Origin of the sequence: Falsiruegeria litorea R37, from assembly GCF_900172225.1 — a bacterium.
Lineage (GTDB): Bacteria > Pseudomonadota > Alphaproteobacteria > Rhodobacterales > Rhodobacteraceae > Falsiruegeria > Falsiruegeria litorea.
In genome coordinates this window covers 20054-40836 of record NZ_FWFO01000009.1, presented here as the reverse complement: position 1 = coordinate 40836, position 20783 = coordinate 20054, and the positions used below count along the sequence as shown (strand labels likewise).

Sequence of the window (20783 nt, the reverse complement as noted above, 5' to 3'; positions counted from 1 at the left end):
CATGACGGTTGTCAGCATCGTCGATTACGGCGTCGGAAACCTGCGGTCTGTCATCAATGCGCTTGAACACATTGGTGCCCAGGCTGAACTGGTTTCCGATCCGGCTGCCTTGCGCAAGTCCGGCAAACTGCTCTTGCCCGGAGTGGGTTCTTATCGCATCGCGATGGAGCAGTTTCAGGCCAGCGGTCTTGCTGACACTTTGATGGAGCGCGTGACCCAGGATCAGATCCCCATGTTGGGGATCTGTGTGGGCATGCAGCTGATGACCGAGCACGGGACCGAGGACGGCGGCGCGCCGGGCCTGGGTCTGGTGCCCGGGGTGATCGACAAGTTCGATGCCGACACCATGAAGGCCAAGGGGCTGAAAGTGCCCCATGTCGGGTTCAACACGGTTCGGCCCAAATCGGGTTCGCTTTTGTTCAAGGATCTGGGCGACGGGATCGACGTCTATTTCACCCACAGCTTCCGGCTGGCCTCGACCGGCGACGATCATGTGGGGGCCTTGTGCAACTATGGCGTGGATTTTGTCGCAGCCGTTGAACACGAGCATGTGGTCGCCACGCAGTTCCACCCCGAGAAAAGCCAGGCAAACGGGCTGGCGATCCTTCGCAATTTTATGGACAACTTCTGATGCTGAAAAAGCGGCTGATCTTCACTCTTTTGTATTCAAAGGGGAGTTTTATGTTGAGCCGCAATTTCCGCCTGCAGCGGGTGGGAAACGCGGATTGGCTGAACCGGAACTACAATTTCAGCACCATCGCCACTTCGATCGACGAGTTGATCATTCTCAACACCGAACGTGCCGATGACGGCACCCCGCTGTCGCATCAGAAATTTCTGAGTGACGTCGAAAAGGTGACCAAAGGCTGCTTCATGCCTTTGGCTTTGGGGGGCGGGCTGACCTCGGTCGATCAGATCCCCCAGTTGATGCAAAGCGGCGCGGACAAGATCGTGGTCAATACGGCGCTGTTTCGCAACGCCGAGTTTGTCCGCGCGGCCGTGGCGAAATATGGCAGCCAATGCGTCGTGGCCTCGATCGATTATCGCCACAGCCAGGACGGGTTCGAAATCTATACCGCCTGTGGCAGCGAACGTGTCGAAGGTGAGTTCACCGATCTGCTGGCCTATGTGGCCGATCTGGGCGTGGGCGAGATCTATCTCAACTCCATGGACAAGGACGGCACTGGCCAGGGCTATTGGATGGATGTGCTGGATCAGATCAGCGCAATTGAACACCTGCCGGTCATCATGGCCGGGGGGGCGGGCAATTTCGAACATCTGATGGAAGGGCTGGGCAGCGCCAACATCGATGCTGTGGCCACCGCCAATCTGTTCAACTTTGTCGGGGACGGCTTGCCCAAAGCGCGCGAAAAGCTGCTGGCGCATGACCAGAACCTTGCCCGCTGGTAGCGGCTCTAATTTGGTGTTTTCCCCGTGACTGGGGGTATTTGAAATTTATTGGGATGACATGGTGATGAAAGATCAGCTCGTTCAACAGAGCACATCCATCAGGAACGTGATGCAGCAGCTTGAAGCTGCCAGCACGAAGATCGTTGTTGTTGTGGACGCGGCAGGTCATGTGATCCGAACCTTGACGGACGGCGACCTGCGCCGCGGACTGTTGCAAGGCGCCACGATGGATGCGCCTGTGGACGATTTGGCTGCCCCGCCTGCGCCACCGGTCACGGCCCTGGTCGGCAGCAGCGATCAGGATATCAGCGACCTTTTTGCCCGCACCCAGGTCAACAGCATTGTGCTGGTCGATGAGGCAGGTCAGCCGGTGGGGATCGAAGAGGCCGCGCATGTGCATGATCGCATCCTGCTGTCGCCGCCGCATCTGGGCGATGCCGAAGCGGGCTTTGTCGAAAAAAGCTTTGCCGACAACTGGATCGCGCCTGCGGGCCCCAACATTGATGCCTTCGAGGTGGCTCTGGCGCAAGAGGGGGGGCGCACCCATGCCCTGGCGCTGTCTTCGGGCACGGCGGGTCTGCATCTGGCCTTGCGGGTGCTGGAAATCCAGCCGCAGGACCGGATCTATGTCTCGGATCTGACCTTTGTCGCCTCGCTGCAGCCGATCCTTTATGAACATGCACAGCCGGTGCTGATCGACAGTGAACCGGACACCTGGAACATGTCCCCGCAGGCCCTGGCCAGCCGGTTGGAAAAAGACGCAAAGCTGGGACAGCTGCCCGCCGCAATCGTGGTGGTGCACCTTTACGGCCAATCTGCCAAGCTGGATGAGATTTGCGCGCTGGCCCAAACCTATGACATTCCGGTCATCGAAGACGCCGCCGAAAGCCTGGGCGCCCAGTATCGCGGCCGTCCCAGCGGTGCGCATGGGTTGCTGTCGGTCTATTCCTTCAACGGCAACAAGATCATCACCACCTCGGGTGGGGGGGCGCTGGTGTCCGATGACACAGGGCTGATCGACAAGGCACGCAAACTGTCGACCCAAGGTCGTGACGCGGCTGAGCATTACCAACATTCCGAAGTGGCCTATAACTATCGCATGTCCAATGTTCTGGCCGGGATCGGTCGGGGACAGCTTGCGGTTCTGGGCGACCGGGTCGCGCGTCGTCGCGAGATCTATGAGATCTACAAGGCCGGATTCCAGTCGCTGCAAGGCGTCTCGTTTCAGGCTGATGCGCCGGGCTCGGTGGGCTCGCGCTGGTTGACGGTTCTGCGCTTTGACCCCGATCAGGTCGACGTGCACCCCTATCAGATCATGCGTCATCTGGGGCGGTTGGGGATCGAAACTCGCCCGGCGTGGAAACCCATGAGCATGCAGCCACTGTGCGCAGGCTATGAGTTTGAACCCCACAGCCCGACCGAGCCTGTATCCGGCAAACTGTTCATGCAGTCGCTGTGCCTGCCTTCGGGCAGCGCAATGTCGCGCAGCAGCCAGGACCGGATCATCAACGCCATTTGCGATATCATTTCAGGAGCGTAAAGACATGTGCGGTATCTTTGGAAGCTTCGGCTATGATGGCACACAGCTGTCGGATGATGTGATTGCCCAGGTGTCGGGGGCGATCCGCCACCGGGGCCCGGATGCAAACGGCTATTATTCGGATGATCGGGTGGTGTTGGGCAATACCCGTCTGGCCATTCTCGACCTCAGCACGGCCAGCGATCAGCCGCTTTATTCGGATGACCGCGACATCGTGGTGGTTCAGAACGGCGAGATCTACAATTACATCGAACTGCGCGAAGAGCTGCGCCGGCTTGGCGCGCGCTTTGACAGCGAAGGCGACACCGAGGTTCTGTTGCGCGCCTTTGAACAGTGGGGCCCCGATTTCGTCACCCGGCTCAACGGCATGTTCGCCATCGCCGTGTTTGAGAAAAAGCACCAGAAACTGTGGCTCTACCGCGACCGTTTGGGGGTCAAACCGCTTTACCTGGCGGGCGGCGAGAATGGCGAGCGTCTGTGGTTTGCTTCGGAAATCAAGGCGATCCTGGCCAACGGCAACAGCTATACCCCCGATCTGGATGCTTTTGCCCAGTTCTTTGCGCTCAACTACATCCCGCAGCCCTCGACCGCTTTTGCCGGCATCCGCCACCTGCCGCCCGGACACCGGGCCGAGATTTCGGCAGACAAGGGCGTGCAGATCACCCGCTATTGGGATCTGGCCGATGTGGCCGAGCAAACGGACATGAGCGAGGCCGACGGTCAGGCCGGGTTGGTGCGTATTCTCGATGATGCGACCCGGATTCGGATGCGCTCGGATGCGCCTTTTGGGGCGTTTTTGTCCGGCGGGCTCGACAGCAGCTCGGTCGTGGCCTTCATGAGCATGTATCAGACCGCCCCGGTTCGCACCTTTTCCATCGGCTTTGATGATCCGCGCTTTGACGAAACACGCTATGCCCGGATGGCAGCCAAGCGGTTTGGAACGCTGCACGAAATGGGCACCCTGACCCATGATTCCTACACCATGTGGCCCCGGTTCATCTGGCACTGCGACCAACCCCATGGCGATGTCTCGTTCATGCCCACTGACCGGGTTGCATCCCTGGCGGCGCGCGACGTCAAGATGGTGCTGACGGGCGACGGCGCGGACGAGCTGTTTGCGGGGTACGAAAAATACCTTGATCTGTTCCCGAACGGTCAGACCGATCATCTGGGCGCGAATTGGGAAGACGATTTTGTCCGCAGCTCGGGCCTGTTGGTGGGCTCGCAGGCGGATGATCTTTTGGCCGGCCCCCTGAAAGAGGCGTTCAAGGACACCGATCCCTATCGGGCCCTGTCCAGCGAAATACGCCGGGCCGATCACCTGGATCCGATCAACCGGGTGCTGTTTGCGGAAACCACGACCCTGCTGCCGGGCAACAACCTGGTCAAACCCGACCGGATGGCGATGGCCAACTCGGTCGAGGTGCGCTCGCCCTTCCTGGATTACCGGATGGCGGAATTTGCCTTCTCCATGCCCGGTGCGCTCAAGCTTAAGGGCGGCGAGACCAAGGCACTGTACAAGCGGGCCGTGGAACCCTTCCTGGGCAGCGAGCTGACCTATCGACGCAAGCAGATGTTCACCGTGCCGGTTGGCGAATGGCTGCGTCAGGCATTGGCAGGCTACACCCGCGACATGCTGCTGGATGGCCGTCTTGAGGCGCGTGGCCTGTTTGACATGGACACCATCGACGCCATGCTGACCCAGCACATTGCGGGAACCGCGAATTTCACCCGCCAGTTGCGGGCGCTGATTTCGGTTGAAACCTGGTTCCGCCTGTTTGTGGACCGGGATGCAGATGTTCTGGAGCAGGCGGGTCAGGCCCCAGTCTGATACGCTCTCGCGCTTGTTTTTCCCTGATTAGACCATTGGATTTGAGGCCCACATGCAGTTTTTGATGATCGTCGACGATCCCGACATCGCCCGCTACGCCAGTGAAAATGGTGTGGACCGGTTGTTTGTGGATCTGGAATACATCGGCAAGGATGTCCGCCAAAAGGGCATGGCCACCTGGAAAAGCAAGCAAACGCTCGAGGATGTGACCAAGATCCGCGAAGCGGCCCCCGAGGGCCACGTGCTGGTGCGGATCAATCCGCTGTATGACGGCACCAAGGCCGAGCTGGACGAGGCCATCGCACGTGGCGCCGACAGCATCATGTTGCCGATGTTCCGCACCACGGATGAGCTGTCGCGCTTTTTTGATCTGCTCGGGGACCGGGCCGAGGCGCTGCCGCTGGTGGAAACCAATGATGCGCTGCAGGCGATCCCCGACATGGTCGCGAGGTTGCCGCTGACGGGTCTGCATATCGGGCTCAATGACCTGCATCTGGATCTGGGGCTGGATTTCATGTTCCAACCCATCGCCGACGGCCTGCTGGATGCGCCCTGTGCGGCGCTGCGGGCGGGCGGCGTGCCCTTTGGCATCGGCGGCATTGCCCGCGCGCGCGAGGGCATCGTCAGCCCCGATTACCTACTGGGCGAGCATGTCCGGTTGGGCTCGTCGGCGGCGATCCTGTCGCGGACCTTTCACCGCGAGGCACAAAGCCTGGCGGACCTGCAAGACAACATGGACTTCCCCGGCGAGGTCGCCAAGTTGCGCGACATCTATGCCGCGTTTCAGGCACAGGATGGCGACGCGCTGGAGCAGAACCGCAAGGACACCTGCAGCCGCATCAATGATGTGGTAGCTCTGGTGCGCAAACAGAAATCGGATCAGGGACAGGCATGAGCGCACATATCGAACTTGGGGGCCGTCGCATCTCGGCTGATGACCCGTGCTATGTCATTGCCGAGGTGGGGGTGAACCACAACGGGGATGCCGCGCTGGCGCATAAGATGATCGATGCCGCCAAAGAGGCGGGTGCCGATGCGGTCAAATTCCAGACCTACAAGACCGACGCGCTGATCACCGCGAACACGAAAAAGGCCGATTATCAGACCGGCACCACCGGCGAGGGCTCGCAGGATGCGATGCTGCGCCAGCTGGAACTGCCGCAAGAGGTCTTTGCCGAATTGGCCAAACACTGTCGCGAGGTGGGCGTCGATTTCATGTCGACCGCCTTTGACAGCGAAAGCCTTGAGGCGGTGTCGAAACTGGCCCCGGTCTGCCTGAAATGGCCCTCGGGCGAGCTGACCAACACGCTCTTGCTGCGGCAGGCGGCGCAATATGATCTGCCCATCTTGCTGTCGACGGGCATGGGCACGCTGACCGAGATCTCGACCGCGCTGGATCTGCTGGCCGCACATGGCACCGATGACGTGGTGATCCTGCAATGCGTGTCGAATTATCCGGCCGCGATCGAGGAACAGAACCTGCGCGTGCTGCCCCATATGGCGGCCGTTTTTGGCAAGCCCACCGGCTTTTCCGATCACACCGAAGGCCCCTATGCGGCGCTGGCGGCGCGGGCCTTGGGCATGTCGGTGCTGGAGAAACACTTTACCATGGACCGCACCATGGAAGGGCCTGACCATCGCGCCTCGATCGAGCCTGCGGAATTTGGCCAGATGGTCACCGTGCTGCGTCAGGTCGAACAGGGTCTGGGCGACGGGGTGAAACGGCGCCTGAATTCCGAACAGAACATCCTGAGTGTGGCCCGCAAGAGCCTGGTCTACCTCAGCGATCTGCCCGCGGGCCATGTGCTGAGCTTGCAGGACCTGACCGCCAAACGCCCCGGCACTGGCCTGCCGCCTGATGAGGTCGACAGCTTTATCGGCCGCACCCTGGAGCAGGCCGTCACCCGCGACGAGCAGGTGCAACGTGGTCATGTCCGCTGAGGGGCAAACCCCTCTGTGCCTCTTTGGGGCAGGTGGGCACGGCCGTGTGGTCGGTGCCATCGCGGCGCGTATCTGGCCCGCAGATGTGATCTTTGGCGATGGTGGGCGTGCCTTGGGCAGCCTGGTTGATGGTATCCCGGTGGGGGTCTCGGATCTGAGTGAGGTGCAGGATCACCATGTGATCGTGACCGTGGGCAAGACCGCCACCCGGCGCAAGTTGCAGACCCGCGCCGAGGAGCTGGGTCTGACCTGCACCCATCTGATTGCCAACCCCGGCGGTTACTTTGCCGATGCGCCCGGAGCGGGCAGCATGATCCTGACCGCAACCGTGGTGAACCCCGGTGCGCGCATTGGCCGGGGGGTGATCGTCAACACGGCTGCGGTGGTCGAACATGACTGCATCGTGGGCGATTTCTGCCACTTGGCACCGCGTTCGGTGATGCTGGGCGATTGCAGCTTGGGTGATGATGTCTGGCTGGGCGCCAATGCGACGGTTGTGCAGGGGGTGTCCATCTGTTCGAATGTCACCATTGGGGCGGGAGCCGTGGTCATGCGCGACATTACTGAGCCGGGCACCTACGTCGGTGCCCCCGCCCGCAAAATCAACGATACGAGCGCTTTGACCCCGTCACCCTGAGGCCGGTCATCTGGAGAATCCCCATATGTCACATTCGATTACAGCCCGCCCTGCCAACGTTCCCGAACCGGGCACGGTCGATGTGCTTTTTGTCACTTATGGGGGGGGTCACTGCCGGATGGTGATCCCGGTGGCCCAAGAGCTTGAGGCGCGCGGGATCAAGACCTGTGTGTTTGCCTTGACCCTCGCCATCCCCCCGGTCCGAGACAGCGGGCTGGACTGGTTTGGCTATTCGAACCTGCCACAGGCCCAGGACCCGCATGTGCAATCCATGGGCAAAGAGCTGTCCAAAGGCTTCCCGACCGATGGCCCCGTGGCGATCGAGGAAACCGTTGCCTACATGGGGCTGAACTATCGCGACCTAGAGCTGACCCATGGGGCCGAGGCCGCCGAGGCGCTTTATGCCGAAAGCGGCCGCTTCAAATTCCACCCCTATCACATCATGCTCGAAACGCTGGAACTGATCCGGCCCAAGGTGGTGGTGGCCACCAACTCGCCCCGCTCGGAGCGGGCCGCGATCGAGGCGGCCAGCCATTTGGACATCCCGGCGCTGTGCATGATCGACATGTTCGCCATCCAGGAAAAGGAATGGATCAAAGAGCCGGGATACGGCACCAAGGTCAGCGTGCTGAACGAATGGGTCCGGGACATGCTGATCGAAAACGGCCGTCCCGCAGGCGACATCCATATCACCGGCAACCCCGCTTTCGATCAGTTGCAGACCGACGAGGTCCGCGCCAAGGGCCAGGCGCTGCGCACCGACCGTGGTTGGGGGCAAGAGGGACGCACGACCCTCCTTTATGCCTCGGCCCCGGAATCCCCGACCGATCCCTACACGGGCGAGCCCGCAGATATGGAGCTGCCGCTGAAGGTCGAAAACGAACTCAAGGCGATTGTGGCTGCAAACGAGGAACTGGAGCTGGTGATCCGGCGTCACCCGAGCGAGGATCAGACCGTTGCCCTGGCCCCACGCGTGCACCAAAGCACCATGGCCGATGACATCGACGTTCTGTTGCATGCGGTCGATATCGTTGCGGTGACCTGCTCGACCGTGGGTTTTCAGGGCTATCTTGCGGGCCGGGATGTATTGAGCGTTGAATGTTCTGTGGTCTCACGCGATGCACCATACGGGGCGTTTGGGATCAGCCGGGCGGCCATGACCATAGGTGACATCGACGCGGTTCTGCGCGATATCCTGGAGACACCCGGAGACGCCAAGGACACGCGTCGATCGCCCGCTGGACAAGAAATCTCCGATCTCATCGAACAGCTTCTTCCTCAGCAGCGGCAGGCCTGAGACATGTCAGACACAACAGCCCATCCCGAGCAGACCGCGACCTCGATCCCGCAGGCCAGACAGGCCGCGCGCATTCATGGACTGGATCTGTTGCGCGGTGTGTGCGCGATCTTTGTGGCGACCTATCATTTTATGCTGTGGCAGGGATATGGAGAGGTCGAAAGCCTTGGCACCTTTCCCGTTTACACTTTCTTTGTGCTCTCAGCGCTGACGATTTCCCATATCTACCAACACAAGTTTTCCGAGGTGATCAGCAAGCGGGACCTCTATGTCTTTTTGTACAAACGCATGAGCCGGGTGTTGCCCCTGCTGGCGATTGTAGCTCTGGTCATGGCGCTGTTGCGGGTGGCGGTGAAGCCCGAGTTTGATATCGACGTGATCACGCGGTTCATCATGACCGCAACCGGGGCCTTTGCCTTTCACATGCCGGCCTTGATGTCCAACACCATTGGGGCTTGGTCACTAGGGATCGAGTTTGTCTTTTACATTCTGTTCCCGATCGTGGCTCTGCTGATGCCGAAGCAGTTGAACGCAAAGCTGTTCCTGATTTTTGGTGCGTTGGTGCTGCTTCAGCTTGCTTCGATCCACAAGGTTCTGGCGTTCGAGCCCGAGTTTGCCTGGTACAGCTTTGTTATGCCTGTGACCTTCGCACCCTTCTTTCTGGGCGGGATGCTCATTCTCTATTTCAAGAAGCGTGAACAGCGGGGGTTTGCCTTGGCGGCCATGGTCTGTTTGTGCGTGATGTCGTTCTGCTCGCTGATCACCCCGGTCCAGATCGGCAAGGACCCGGTTCTGTTCACCGCCTTGATGGGGTTATCCATTGCTGCGGTCTATTTCTCGTACAACTGCAAACTGTCCGGGATCGGCGAGAAGATCGCACATGAGGTCGGGCGGCTGAGTTATCCCTTGTATCTGACCCATTGGTTCAGCTTTCAGCTGGTATCGAAGCTGGGCGGGCACCTCGCGCTCGAGGGGGTGGCCCTCTGGGTTGTGTTCTTTGGTGTGGCGATGTGCGTTGCGCATGTGGCCAACATCCTGTGTGAGATGCCGATGCAGCGATACTTGAATGGCCGTTTGCGCCAGCGCAGCGGTTAAGTCAGTATGCGTGGATCGTTTACCCCCATGAACACTCTATTGAAGGTGAGGCGCTAACGTGTTGGTCGTTCGAAAAACCACCGTTTTGTGGATGGGCTTGTTCCTGATTTTTGCCATGGCAGGAATGGTCATTTTGCCGGACACCGAGATCGACAACCTTCAGTTTCTGGGGTGGCAAGATGGGTTCTTCTCGCAGATGAACCACATCCAGTATTTTTACATCTGGTCAGATTTCGAGCCTCTGTCACAGCTGAATGCGCATTTGGTCCGGTGGCTTCTTTATTATCCCATCTTCCATTTCGGTCCGCATGACTACTTCTTTTATGCGCTCTATGCGGCGCCGATCTCGTTTCTGCTGGCGCGCCAGAAAATGTGGTTGGTGATTCTGGTTTTGCTCTTGATGCCCTTTGCCTTGAGCCTGCGGTCGGGGCTGGCGGCCATCGGGTTGGTGAGCGTCTATTTCGTCATGTTCCACCGCCTTAACGCCGGGCTGGTGCTGACGTTTGGGGCGCTCTTGTGTGTCTTCAGCAGCGCCACCTTGCTGCAGGCGTCGATCTTCTTTTGCTATGTTGTCTACAAGCGTGGACTGCGGCTCAAAGAGGTCATTCCGCTTCTGATCATGCTGACGTTTCTGGTGATCGGTGTCAGTGACAAGGTGAGCGGGGCTTTGGCAGGGGATGTCGGATATGTGGATGTCGGGGGAAGCAGCAATATTCTGATTGCTTACGTGATGCGCGGCACCATCATTGTCAGCTTTCTGCACAACAACCCAAGGGCCTATGTCTATCTTGCGCTCCTTGTGGTCCTGCTGATCTATGTGGTCCGCCTGCTGATCAAGCGTGGGGTCGTTCAGGGGATGCGCCGGGTGATGCTGTTGTGTCTGTTGCCTGGGTTCGTACTTGAAGGGCTCGGTGTTGTTGCGGCCTTTCCGATTGTGGTCTGGGCCTTGGTTCCAAAATACTGGCGTGGATTGTCCGAGGAGAAACCCCTTTGAGCATTCCCGTCGCCTGGGTCGGCTGAGACCTCTGCAAGATATATCATCAAACGCTTTGAATTAGAGAACCACCTATGAAATCCGCTCTGTCCGCCTCTGCCCTGATCAGCTTTGCCTTGCTGTTGGGGCGTCTCTCTGGGTTTCTTCGTGAAACTCTTTTGGCGGGGCGCTTGGGCACAACGGCCGAGGCGGATGCCGCGATCCTGATCCTGACCCTGCCTGATTTCATGGTGGGGCTGTTGCTGGCAGGGGGCTTCAGTGCAGCCCTTGTGCCGGTGCTCAAACAACATAAGGGCACGGACCGGCTGTTTCTGACGCGTCGGTCGAGCCTGGTGATCGCGTTGGGGTTTGTGGTGCTGGCGTTGTTGATCGCGGTGTTCGCCGAGCCGGTCATCCGCCTGTTCATCCCGAGGGTGGATTTTGCCGCGCTGCCGGATTTTGTCCCGGGCTTCAACCTGAGCCTGATGGCGCTGCCGGTGGCCGCACTGATCGGGGTTTCAACCAGCTATCTCAACACCGTGGGCCGTTTCACCATTCCCAGCCTCAGCGTGCTGGTCTTCAACGGGACGATCTGCATCTATCTGGCGCTGCCCTTCGTGAACCCCGCTCAACTTGTGGGCTTTGCCGGGGTGGTGCTGCTGGCGGCGGTGCTGCGGCTTTTGTTCCAACTGCGTGCGATGCCCGAGACGATGCGCAAACCGACAGGCACCCCGCCGCCCTGGCCGCCGGGGCTGATGCGCAAGTTTGTCGTGGGCACCCTGGGGTTCAGCGTCATCGTCGGCGCAGCCATCGTGTTCCGCTCGCTGCATGCCCTGAACGGCGAGGGGTATATGGCGGTTTTCAACTATGCGCAGAAGCTCTTTGAGCTGCCCGCCGCCCTGCTGATCGCGCCGGTGGTGATCGTGCTTTTGCCGACGCTGTCGGGGCTGGACCCTGCCGACACCGACACGTTCGAGGATTACGCCCGCAAGGGCATGCTGGCCGGTCTGACCCTGGCTTGTGTGGCTGCGGCTGCGGGGGGGCTGTTCATGCCCACCATCGTGCGCATCATCTTTGAGCATGGCGCCATGACGCCTGCGGAAAGCGCCCGCATCACCCAGACCGCGCGGGTGCTGGTCGCTGCCTTGCCGCTTTATGCGCTGCTGCAACTCAGCGCCACGGCGCTCAACGCTCAAGGGCGCCCGACCCTGATGATGATCAACAGCTTCATCGGCCTGGGCGCAGGTGTGGCGTTTTACGGCGCGCTTGTGGCTCTGGGGTGGGGGGAAAACGCGGCTGCGGCAGGATTTGTCATGTTCCACGTGGTGGCCGCCGGCTTGTGCATGGGGGCCACATTCGGATGGGGGGTGCCCAGTGGGGCCACGCTGCGGGCGGTGCTGTTCATGCTGGTGAAACTGACCCTGGGGCTGGCGCCTTTTGTCTATCTGGCAACGGTGACGCCGGATATGCCGATCTGGCTGGGTTTTGCTTCTCTTGTGGGGGCCAGCTTGCTACTGACTGCGGTGAACCTGCCTTTGATCAAGCCTTTGATTAAGATGAAGATCGACAGAAGTTGAGAGAATGACACGGATGGCGCAACAGGCTCTGGTGATCGGCTATGGTTCAATCGGCAAACGCCATGACGCGGTGCTGAGCGAACTGGGGTTGCGCACGGCCATCTACAGCCGCCGCGCCATCGACCACCCCTGCAGCTATCAGTCGCTGGACCTGGCGTTGCAGGATTTTGCGCCCGATTACGTGGTGGTGGCCAACCGCACGTCCGAGCATCGGGGCACGCTGCAAGAACTCAAGTCGCTGGGATACACGGGCCGCATCCTGGTGGAAAAGCCGCTGTTTTCCGAGCTGGGCGACATTCCCGACGGCATGGGAGATGCCATCCGCGTTGGTTATAATCTGCGGTTCCATCCGATCCTTCTGCGCCTGCGCGAGCTGTTGCAGGGGCAGACGATCTGCACCTTTCAGGCCTATGTCGGGCAGTATCTGCCGACCTGGCGGCCGGGCACGGATTACCGCGACAGCTATTCCGCGCGCGCGGGCGAAGGCGGCGGGGCGCTGCTCGATCTGAGCCATGACATCGACTATACCACCTGGCTTTTGGGCGGTTGGTCGCGGGTCACGGCCATGGGTGGCAAGACCAGCGCGCTTGAGATCGACAGCGACGATGCCTTTTCCCTGCTGCTGGACACCCCGCGCTGCCCGGTGGTGCATGTGCATGTGAACTACCTCAACCGCACGGCCCGGCGCGAGATCGTGGTCAACACCACCACCCACACCTATGTGGCCGATCTGGTGGGCAACCGGATCCTGATCGATGGCGCCGCCGATGATCACCCGATTGAACGAAACGAGACCTATGCCGCCATGCACCGCGATGCCATGGGGCCGGACACCGGGCTGTGCTGTACCGCGCCCCAGGGGCTGGCGCTGATGCGCTTGCTGGATGCGGCGCGGCAGGCCTCAATTGAACATGTTTGGATAACACCGTGATACTTTCTTCGATTTGTGCGCGTGGCGGCTCTAAGGGCGTCAAGAACAAGAACCTTCGCATGATCGCGGGCCGCCCGCTGATTGCCCACACTGTCCAGCAGATCCTGGACAGTGGCCTGTTTGAACATATCGCCATCAGCAGCGACAGCGACGCCATCCTGGATGCGGCAGGCAAGGCCGGTGCCGACATCCTGATCAAACGCCCCGATGAGCTGGCCACCGATACAGCCGCCAAGCTGCCGGTGATCCAGCACTGTTTCCAGCAGGCCGAGGCCACAACCGGCAAGACCTTCAGCCACCTGATCGATCTGGATGCCACAGCGCCCCTGCGGGCAGTGTCGGACATCACGGCGGTGGCCGATCTGCTGAAGCAGCCCGGCACCACCAATGTCATCACCGGGGCACCCGCGCGGCGCTCGCCCTATTTCAATCTGGTGGAATGCGATGAAAACGGTGTGCCCAGCCTGTCCAAAGCCCCCAAAGGTGCCGTGGTGCGGCGTCAGGATGCGCCCGAGTGCTATGACATGAACGCCTCGATCTATGGCTGGACGCGCGCGGCGCTGTTTGATCAGGCCTCGCTCTTTGAGCCGGGCACGCGGCTGCATGTGATGCCCGAGGACCGCTCGGTCGATATCGACAGCGAGCTGGATTTCCAATTTGTCGAAATGCTGATGAACGCACGCCAGCAAGCCGAAGGAGCAGATCATGCTTGAAGATAAGGTCATTGTTGTCACCGGCGGCGCAGGTCTGATTGGATCGCGGTTCTGTCAGGCCATCGTCGATCAGGGCGGCATCGCCGTGGTGGCGGATCTGAACCTTGAGGCCGCTGAAAAGACCGCCCAGACCGTGGGCGGGGACACGAGGCGCGCCATCGCGCTGAAGCTCGACATCACCGACAAGGTCAGCCTTGAGGCCGGGATTGCCACGCTGCGCGACAGCTTTGGCCGCATCGACGGGCTGATCAACAACGCCTACCCGCGCAACAAGAATTACGGCCGCCGCCTGGAAGAGGTGGAATATGCCGATTTCTGCGAAAACATGTCCCTGCACCTGGGCGGCTATTTCCTGACCAGTCAGGTGTTTTCCGCCTATTTCGCCGCGCAAAAAGGCGGCGCAATCGTCAACATGTCCTCGATCTATGGCGTCATGGCGCCCCGGTTCGAGGTCTATGACAACACCCCCATGACCATGCCGGTGGAATATGCCGCGATCAAATCCGGGGTGGTGCATTTGACCCGCTATTTCGCGCAGTACTACAAGGCGTCCGGCGTGCGGGTGAACACGCTCAGCCCCGGCGGGGTCGAGGACGGGCAGGCGCCATCGTTTCTGGCCGCTTATGCGCAGTTCTGCGGCACCAAGGGGATGCTGGATGCCGATGATCTGACCGGCGGTCTGGTGTTCCTGCTGTCCGATCACGCGCGGTACGTCACCGGCCAGAACCTGGTCATTGATGATGGGTTTTCCTTGTAAGGGAGCGGGGGGATGAAGATCCACTACGTCACCGGCAGCCGTGCCGACTTTGGCCTGATGCGGCTGGTGTTGCAGCATCTGGATGCCCAAGCGGGTCTGGATGTCGCCTGTGTCGTGACCGGCCAGCACCTGCTGGAAAAATACGGCAACAGCCGCGATGACATCGTCCAAAGCGGGCTGCGCATCGCGCGTGACATCCCGGTTGCACTCAGCGGGCGGGATGGGGCCGAGATGGGGCAGGCGCTTGCCCATGAACTGCTGGGCTTTCTCGACTGCTGGCAAGACGACCGCCCGGATCTGGTGCTGGTTCTGGGCGATCGCGGAGAGATGCTGGCCGCTGCTCTGGCGGCGGTCCATCTGGGTATCCATGTGGCCCATATCCATGGCGGCGAGGTCTCGGGCACGCTGGATGAAAGCTTTCGCCACGCGATCAGCAAGCTGGCGCATTTCCATTTCCCCGCCAATGCAGATGCCGCCGAACGGCTACGCCGCATGGGCGAGCAGGCCGATCACATCTGGACCACCGGTGCGCCGGGTCTGGTAGGTGTCACCGATGGCACCGCGCGCGACCCGAACTGGCTGCGCCAGCGGTTTGATCTGAAGGTCACCGGCGCCCCGGTTCTGGTGGTGTTTCACCCGGTGGTGCAGCAGGCAGCCCAAGCCGCTGAGCAGACCGCACAGATCCTGCAGCTGCTGTTGGAGCAGGACTGTCACGGGCTGATCATGCGCCCCAACTCGGATGCGGGTGCCGAGCTGATCGACCAGGAGCTGGATCGTTTTGCTGCCAACCCGGAACACGGCGGGCGCTTCCGCATCCTGGCGCATCTGGAGCGCTCGGAATACCTGAATTGTCTGGCCAATTGCGATCTGATGATCGGCAACAGCTCGTCCGGGATCATCGAAAGCGCCAGCTTTGATCTGGCCTGTCTGAACCTGGGCGATCGTCAGAATGGCCGCTTGCGCAATGCCAATGTGGTGGACTGCGCAGACATCGCTCTGGAACAGATGCGCGCGGCCTATGCACAAGCACGGACCTTGCAGCCCCCGTTTGAAAACGCCTATGGGGATGGCAAAACGGCTGAGCGGATGGCCAAGATCCTGCCCGATCTGCCGCTGACGCAGGAAACCCTGTCCAAGATAAACGCTTATTGAACGCTAAAACCCTTTGTTAGAGAAAGACCCTGACATGTCGCAGTCGCACAGCTCTATTCGGAAACCCAAAACCGCGACCGTGGTGGCCCTGCGTCTGTGCGATTTGTGCATTGCGGTGCCCATGGCGCTTTTGTTTGCCATTCCGATGCTGATTGCGGCACTGGCGATCTGGCTTGAGGACCGCGACAGCGTGCTGTTCAAGCAGATTCGGGTGGGGCAGGGGACACGCCACTTCAAGATCTTCAAGTTCCGCACCATGTACACCGATAAAAGCCGGATGATGGGGGATGAACACAAAGGCGCACCCTCGGAAGAGGCGCGCGCGCAATTTCAAACCACATCGGCCAACGACAGCCGGATCACCAAGGTGGGCAAGGTGCTGCGCCCCACCCATATGGACGAGCTTCCACAACTTTTGAACGTGGTGCTGGGGCATATGTCGCTGGTGGGTGTGCGCCCTGACGTGCCGGTGCAAGAGGCCGATTACACGCCCGAGGTCTGGCAGGACCGCCACCTGCTGCGCCCCGGCATCACCGGCTTTGCCCAGGTGGATTCCACGGTCGAGACCACTGAACAGCGCACCGCCCAGGATCTGCGTTGGGTGCGCAATGCTTCTGTTGCGGCTTATGTTCAAACCCTGCTCAAGACCGTGACCAAGGTTCTCAAACGCAACAGTCTCTGAAAGGTCCACGCCTGCATGACCAGCCCAAAGACGCCAACGCCGAAGACCCCGCTGCGGATTTCTTCCGAAGGCAAATACACTTTGGATCTCATGCGTGCGCTTGCGGCACAGATGGTGTTGTTGGGGCATATCTTCGGGATATTGGGGAGCAGCGCTGCTTTGCGGGACATCGCTGCCGTGCCAGTGGTGGTGTTTTTTGTCCTGTCGGGGTACCTCATTACACATTCAGCCGAGAACCTGCGGCACAGAGGAGCAGGGTTCCGGGCCTTTTTCATCTCGCGATTTTCAAGGATTTTCCCGCCCTATCTGCTCTGCCTGTGTCTGATTGCCCTGGTAGATGTGACCATCGTTCGGACCGGGGTTTTCGGGGCATATGAATTCGCGCCCCAAGTGACGCTCAAGGAGTTTCTGGGCAACATCTTCATGTTGCAGGTTCGCCCTGTGGTTGGGTCTGTAGGACGCGCGCTGTTGTGGGAAGTGAACCAGTTCGGGTCTGCGCGCCCGTTCTGGACGATCAGCTTTGAATGGTGGCTCTACATGAGTTTTGGCATCGTCTTCTTTTTTCGCCATCAGTTGGGGCGGCCCTGGATTCTGCTTGCCCTTGGCATCTGCGGGGCGGTGCCGGCCTTGAACATCCTGAGTGAAAACGAGTTTTCCAGCGGATTGACATGGGTCTGGCTGGCGGGGGCAGGGCTCTATTACCTGAACAGACGATGGAACCCAGGGTGGGTGTCCGCCCGAACCCTGTTGATTATGGCCGGGGTGTTCGGGATGTACGTGCTGGTCGATTACGCGGCCAACATCAAAAAGTTTTCCATGGTTGATGTCTATGATCTGAGCTTCATGGTTCTGTTGGTGTTCCCTGTCGCGCTGATGATCATCTACAGCCAATGGTTCCCCGATCGCGCCCGCAGATGGGTGGTCGCGCCGCGGGTCGTGTCCTTTCTGGCAAGCTATTCCTATTCGCTTTATCTGATCCATTTCACGGTGATTGTTGTGGTCTCGCAGATCATGCCCGACGCATCCATCTGGATATCCGGGGTTTGCATGGTCGTGTCGGCAAATCTGGTCGCGATCTGCGTGGCGAGCGTCACGGAATTCAGATTGCACGACATCAGGGATGGGATGAGCCGTCGTTGGATCTCTTGAACAAGCGAGGCCGCACGGGAACTACATTGGGTGAGCAATACCTCGGTTGCGGTCTATTTCCAGACTCTGCTCCAGACCGTCGCCAAGGGTCTTGAGCGCAACAGCCTGTAAGCGTGATTCCAGTAGAAATTTTCCATAATCATGGTTACGCGTACGTTGGGTGGGAAGAGGTGGATTCACAAATGAAGTGCAAATTCTGTATCAGAACAGACGCTTGCACGGAGGATGCTGAATGGGACACCACTACTCACACCTGAGACTGGACGAACGCCGCAAGATCGCCAAGTGGCTTAAAGTCCATATGCCAATTTCTGAGATCGCGGATCGTTTGTGCCGTGATGCTTCGACAATCTACCGAGACACTAAACGGAACCGCTACACGGACTCAGAACTTCCGGAGCTAGATGGTTATCACGCCGTGGCCGCTCAAGACATGTACGAGAAACGTCGTGCCATTCATCGCAAGATGATGGTGTTCCCGGAACTCAAGGCTGGCTCCCCTGCCCGCCGATGCACGCCAGTCGATCACCTTCGACCGCGGAACGGAATTTTCGGCCTGGCAACGGCTCAAAGACGGGATTGGAGCCGACAGTTGGTTCTGCGATCCACAGGCGCCCTGGCAGAAAGGCACCGTCGAGAGCACCAACAACAGGCTGCGAAAGTACCTGCCCCGCTCGACCGAACCGACGGCGCTGACCAATCGATATTTAAGGTCGATTTGCCACCGCCTCAATTCCACGCCGCGCAAATGCCTCTGATACCGGACGCCTGCCGAAGTGTTCGAAAACCACCTGATAGAAATTCAGAACCGATTGGAATAAAACGGGATATCAGAAACTGCACTTCACCGTGAGTTCACAAGGGCACATTCACAACACGGCTCACACTTTCCTGTCGCCAAGCAACAACGGTGCGTTGCCGTTGGTCAACAAGGGGATCGTCGTTGTGGCGCTCTCGGGCTGCGCCAAAAGCAGCATCCGGGGGCTTGAGCCCGCGGCAGACCAAGTGGGAATAATCAGGCAAGCGGTTGCAGCAACACCACCAGTCAGGACGAACCGGCGGGTCGGATGTGGCTCGCGCAGGGCGTGGGCAGGCGGTTGGCTCATCCCGCCTGCCCGCCGTGAAACACTGCCGAATAGCGCTCGAAATCGGCCACCTCCGAGGTGGCCAGATTGCGCGACAGCAGCCGAAGGCCGGTCTGTTCGATATGACCCGCACTGTGAGGGTAGACGAGACCGGGGTGGCCTGCGGCATTCACGGTGCCCGACAACACGTGCGCGTAACCGTTGCTGTCAAAAACCCCCTCGTCGAATTGGATCTGGTAATCACCGGTTCCACGCCGCCGGACATCGGTCACGCCGACGCTGTCCAGAACTGTGACCTGTTTGCCGACAACGCTCCAGGTGGCAAAGGCCTGCACCCGGCCCGCATTCAGATCGCGATTTCCGCTGAGCAGTTTGTGCCGGTTGGTGTTGGGGTCGATGATCTCGATGATGTTGCCAGTGCCCAGGTCCGAGACCCGGTCGCTGACACCCAAATCCCACAGGCGAGGATAAACCTTGTTCCGCCGCGACGTGGCCGACAGATACAGGGCGTAATCCGCAGCGGGGCTTTCGGAATAGCCACCGATGATCGTGTTGTCATACCCATCTATGCGAAACTCGAACGTGGTGTTGGACGAGCCGGTGGCCCGGCTCACTGCTTGCACACGGCAATCCAGATACATGCTGCCGGCCCCGTATTTGGACAGCTGACCAAAGCCCATTTCACAATGCTGGGCCTCACAATGGGCATAATGGTTGGCGTACGAGGCCGAGCCTGCCCCCGGCAGGATGAAATCGGGATCATCCAGGACATACCCCTTTTGTGCCCCGGCCACATGGCAGCCCGAGTAGCGGTTGACCTCGCCGCCCGAATAGGCGGGACCGGGACTTGTGGACATGCCCAGAAAGGCGATCCCCTGGGCCGCGTCGTCTGCGTTTGCGGGCCGGGGCACCATGTTTTCGGACAGGCCACGCGGGTAGGTTCCGACATACAGGTCATCGCAAAGCGAGCGGGTGACATGGGACAGGTCGATCCCGCGCTGACGGTAATTCGACGGCGCCGCTCGTTCCGGGTGCTGAAGGATCACACCAAAGGATCGCAGCACCACGTCCTGCAAATAGGCATTGGGCCCCTCGGGGTCCCAGGACCGCGACAGGGCAGCCCCTCCCTGCCCGGGTTTCAGGATGATCTGTGAGCGGTTGCGTCCCTCGCCTTCGATCTGCAGCCCCTCGCGCAGCAGCTGCAGATCGGGGCTGGCCAGATAGAGCCCGGTGGGCAGGACCATCTTGCCGCCCGGAGCCGAGGCTGCGGCATTGGCACATTGGATCAGAGCCGCATCCGCATCTACCTCCAGCTCTTCGGGGGTGGCGAAATGCTGAGGTGTCACCGCAAAATCCCGGTTGGGTCTGGCTGCGGCCAGCGGCCTGAGGTGTATCCCGGCGGCGGTAACCAGCACGCCCCCGCTGCTGCCTGGGTCGACCTCCTGAAAGCCCAACCCTCCGGCCCGCCAGATGGCTCCGTCCCCGCGGGCTGGGATGTCCGACGCCAGAAGTGTCTCGAGCGTGTCGAATTCCACCTCAGCAGCCATGTGTCGGGCCAGCTGCTGTGCCAATTTCTGGGGTGGAATGCGCACGGTAGAGCCATCACGATTGCCCAGTAGATCGTCGACCTGTTCCGTCAGTGGAAGGTCGCCTGTATGCACCCCTGTTTCCGACATGCCTTGCTCCTGCCTCTGATTCGCATCACCACCGGTGACAGGGTACAATCATTCTTCAAACCTGTTCAAAAGGGGAATGTTGGTATTTCTGCACGGGTGACAGACTGTCGCTCCAAGTCGGCGGAACTGTATCACATCTCTCAAAAAGGCGTCAAAAGGATCAATCTTTTGGCGATTCAGGAGGTTTCAAGGTGATACTTAATTCTTTCGTAGTTAATCGACCTTAAACATACTGGATTTTGGATTAACCCTGCATTAACAAGGAAATCCAAATTGGTGAAAACACTGACACTGCCGAATTCGGTGAGTTTTTGATGCCCGAATTTTCCGGGTAAGG

19 protein-coding genes and 1 pseudogene are annotated in these 20783 nt (G+C 59.9%); 18 read left to right on the top strand and 2 right to left on the bottom strand.

The annotated features are described in order from the left end of the window. Position 1: 1 nt before the first annotated feature. The 18 genes and pseudogenes from hisH (at position 2) to TRL7639_RS22295 (ending at position 18506) form a co-directional block, all read left to right on the top strand. On the top strand, positions 2–631 hold the full coding sequence (gene hisH, locus TRL7639_RS22380; protein WP_085798140.1) for an imidazole glycerol phosphate synthase subunit HisH: 630 nt from the start codon (positions 2–4) through the stop codon (positions 629–631). Between the two features lie 50 nt (positions 632–681). Beyond that, positions 682–1410, top strand: coding sequence for a HisA/HisF-related TIM barrel protein (locus TRL7639_RS22375; protein WP_235820492.1), 729 nt, complete (start codon positions 682–684; stop codon positions 1408–1410). Between the two features lie 64 nt (positions 1411–1474). Beyond that, positions 1475–2950 (top strand): aminotransferase class I/II-fold pyridoxal phosphate-dependent enzyme, encoded by a 1476-nt coding sequence (locus TRL7639_RS22370; RefSeq protein WP_207559716.1) that lies wholly within the window; start codon positions 1475–1477, stop codon positions 2948–2950. A gap of 4 nt (positions 2951–2954) precedes the next feature. After that, positions 2955–4781, top strand: coding sequence for an asparagine synthase (glutamine-hydrolyzing) (gene asnB, locus TRL7639_RS22365; RefSeq protein ID WP_085798138.1), 1827 nt, complete (start codon positions 2955–2957; stop codon positions 4779–4781). Positions 4782–4833: 52 nt separating this feature from the next. Beyond that, a complete protein-coding gene (locus TRL7639_RS22360) occupies positions 4834–5676 on the top strand; it encodes an aldolase/citrate lyase family protein (protein ID WP_085798137.1) in 843 nt (280 codons plus the stop codon). After that, entirely contained in the window at positions 5673–6722 is a 1050-nt protein-coding gene (locus TRL7639_RS22355; RefSeq protein WP_085798136.1) for an N-acetylneuraminate synthase family protein, read from the top strand. The genes TRL7639_RS22360 and TRL7639_RS22355 overlap by 4 nt, the downstream gene beginning before the upstream one ends. After that, a complete protein-coding gene (locus tag TRL7639_RS22350; RefSeq protein WP_165759893.1) occupies positions 6712–7359 on the top strand; it encodes a NeuD/PglB/VioB family sugar acetyltransferase in 648 nt (215 codons plus the stop codon). Before TRL7639_RS22355 ends, TRL7639_RS22350 begins: the two co-directional genes overlap by 11 nt. A 25-nt stretch (positions 7360–7384) precedes the next feature. After that, positions 7385–8656 (top strand): hypothetical protein, encoded by a 1272-nt coding sequence (locus TRL7639_RS22345; protein WP_085798134.1) that lies wholly within the window; start codon positions 7385–7387, stop codon positions 8654–8656. A 3-nt stretch (positions 8657–8659) separates the two neighbouring features. After that, entirely contained in the window at positions 8660–9751 is a 1092-nt protein-coding gene (locus TRL7639_RS22340; RefSeq protein WP_085798133.1) for an acyltransferase family protein, read from the top strand. Between the two features lie 91 nt (positions 9752–9842). Then, a complete protein-coding gene (locus tag TRL7639_RS22335; RefSeq protein ID WP_085798132.1) occupies positions 9843–10745 on the top strand; it encodes a hypothetical protein in 903 nt (300 codons plus the stop codon). A 74-nt stretch (positions 10746–10819) separates the two neighbouring features. Beyond that, positions 10820–12301: a lipid II flippase MurJ gene (locus TRL7639_RS22330; protein ID WP_085798131.1), complete on the top strand. Its 1482-nt coding sequence runs from the start codon at positions 10820–10822 to the stop codon at positions 12299–12301. A 4-nt stretch (positions 12302–12305) separates the two neighbouring features. Next, the gene (locus TRL7639_RS22325; protein ID WP_207559715.1) at positions 12306–13232 is read left to right on the top strand and encodes a Gfo/Idh/MocA family protein; all 927 of its coding nucleotides are present in this window, start codon (positions 12306–12308) and stop codon (positions 13230–13232) included. Beyond that, positions 13229–13945: an acylneuraminate cytidylyltransferase family protein gene (locus TRL7639_RS22320; RefSeq protein WP_207559714.1), complete on the top strand. Its 717-nt coding sequence runs from the start codon at positions 13229–13231 to the stop codon at positions 13943–13945. Before TRL7639_RS22325 ends, TRL7639_RS22320 begins: the two co-directional genes overlap by 4 nt. Then, positions 13938–14702, top strand: coding sequence for an oxidoreductase (locus TRL7639_RS22315; RefSeq protein WP_085798128.1), 765 nt, complete (start codon positions 13938–13940; stop codon positions 14700–14702). Before TRL7639_RS22320 ends, TRL7639_RS22315 begins: the two co-directional genes overlap by 8 nt. Positions 14703–14714: 12 nt before the next feature. Beyond that, positions 14715–15854 (top strand): UDP-N-acetylglucosamine 2-epimerase, encoded by a 1140-nt coding sequence (gene neuC / locus TRL7639_RS22310; protein ID WP_085798127.1) that lies wholly within the window; start codon positions 14715–14717, stop codon positions 15852–15854. Positions 15855–15888: 34 nt separating this feature from the next. Then, on the top strand, positions 15889–16536 hold the full coding sequence (locus tag TRL7639_RS22305; protein ID WP_085798126.1) for a sugar transferase: 648 nt from the start codon (positions 15889–15891) through the stop codon (positions 16534–16536). Positions 16537–16551: 15 nt separating this feature from the next. Further along, on the top strand, positions 16552–17685 hold the full coding sequence (locus TRL7639_RS22300; RefSeq protein ID WP_085798125.1) for an acyltransferase family protein: 1134 nt from the start codon (positions 16552–16554) through the stop codon (positions 17683–17685). A gap of 232 nt (positions 17686–17917) precedes the next feature. Beyond that, positions 17918–18506 (top strand): annotated as a pseudogene (locus TRL7639_RS22295) (IS30 family transposase). 60 nt (positions 18507–18566) lie between these two features. Here TRL7639_RS22295 and TRL7639_RS22290 read toward each other — a convergent pair. Together TRL7639_RS22290 and TRL7639_RS22285 are read right to left on the bottom strand one after the other, a co-directional pair. After that, the gene (locus TRL7639_RS22290; protein ID WP_085798124.1) at positions 18567–18791 is read right to left on the bottom strand and encodes a hypothetical protein; all 225 of its coding nucleotides are present in this window, start codon (positions 18789–18791) and stop codon (positions 18567–18569) included. Continuing rightward, entirely contained in the window at positions 18788–20446 is a 1659-nt protein-coding gene (locus TRL7639_RS22285) for a hypothetical protein (protein WP_085798123.1), read from the bottom strand. Before TRL7639_RS22285 ends, TRL7639_RS22290 begins: the two co-directional genes overlap by 4 nt. Positions 20447–20783: the final 337 nt, after the last annotated feature.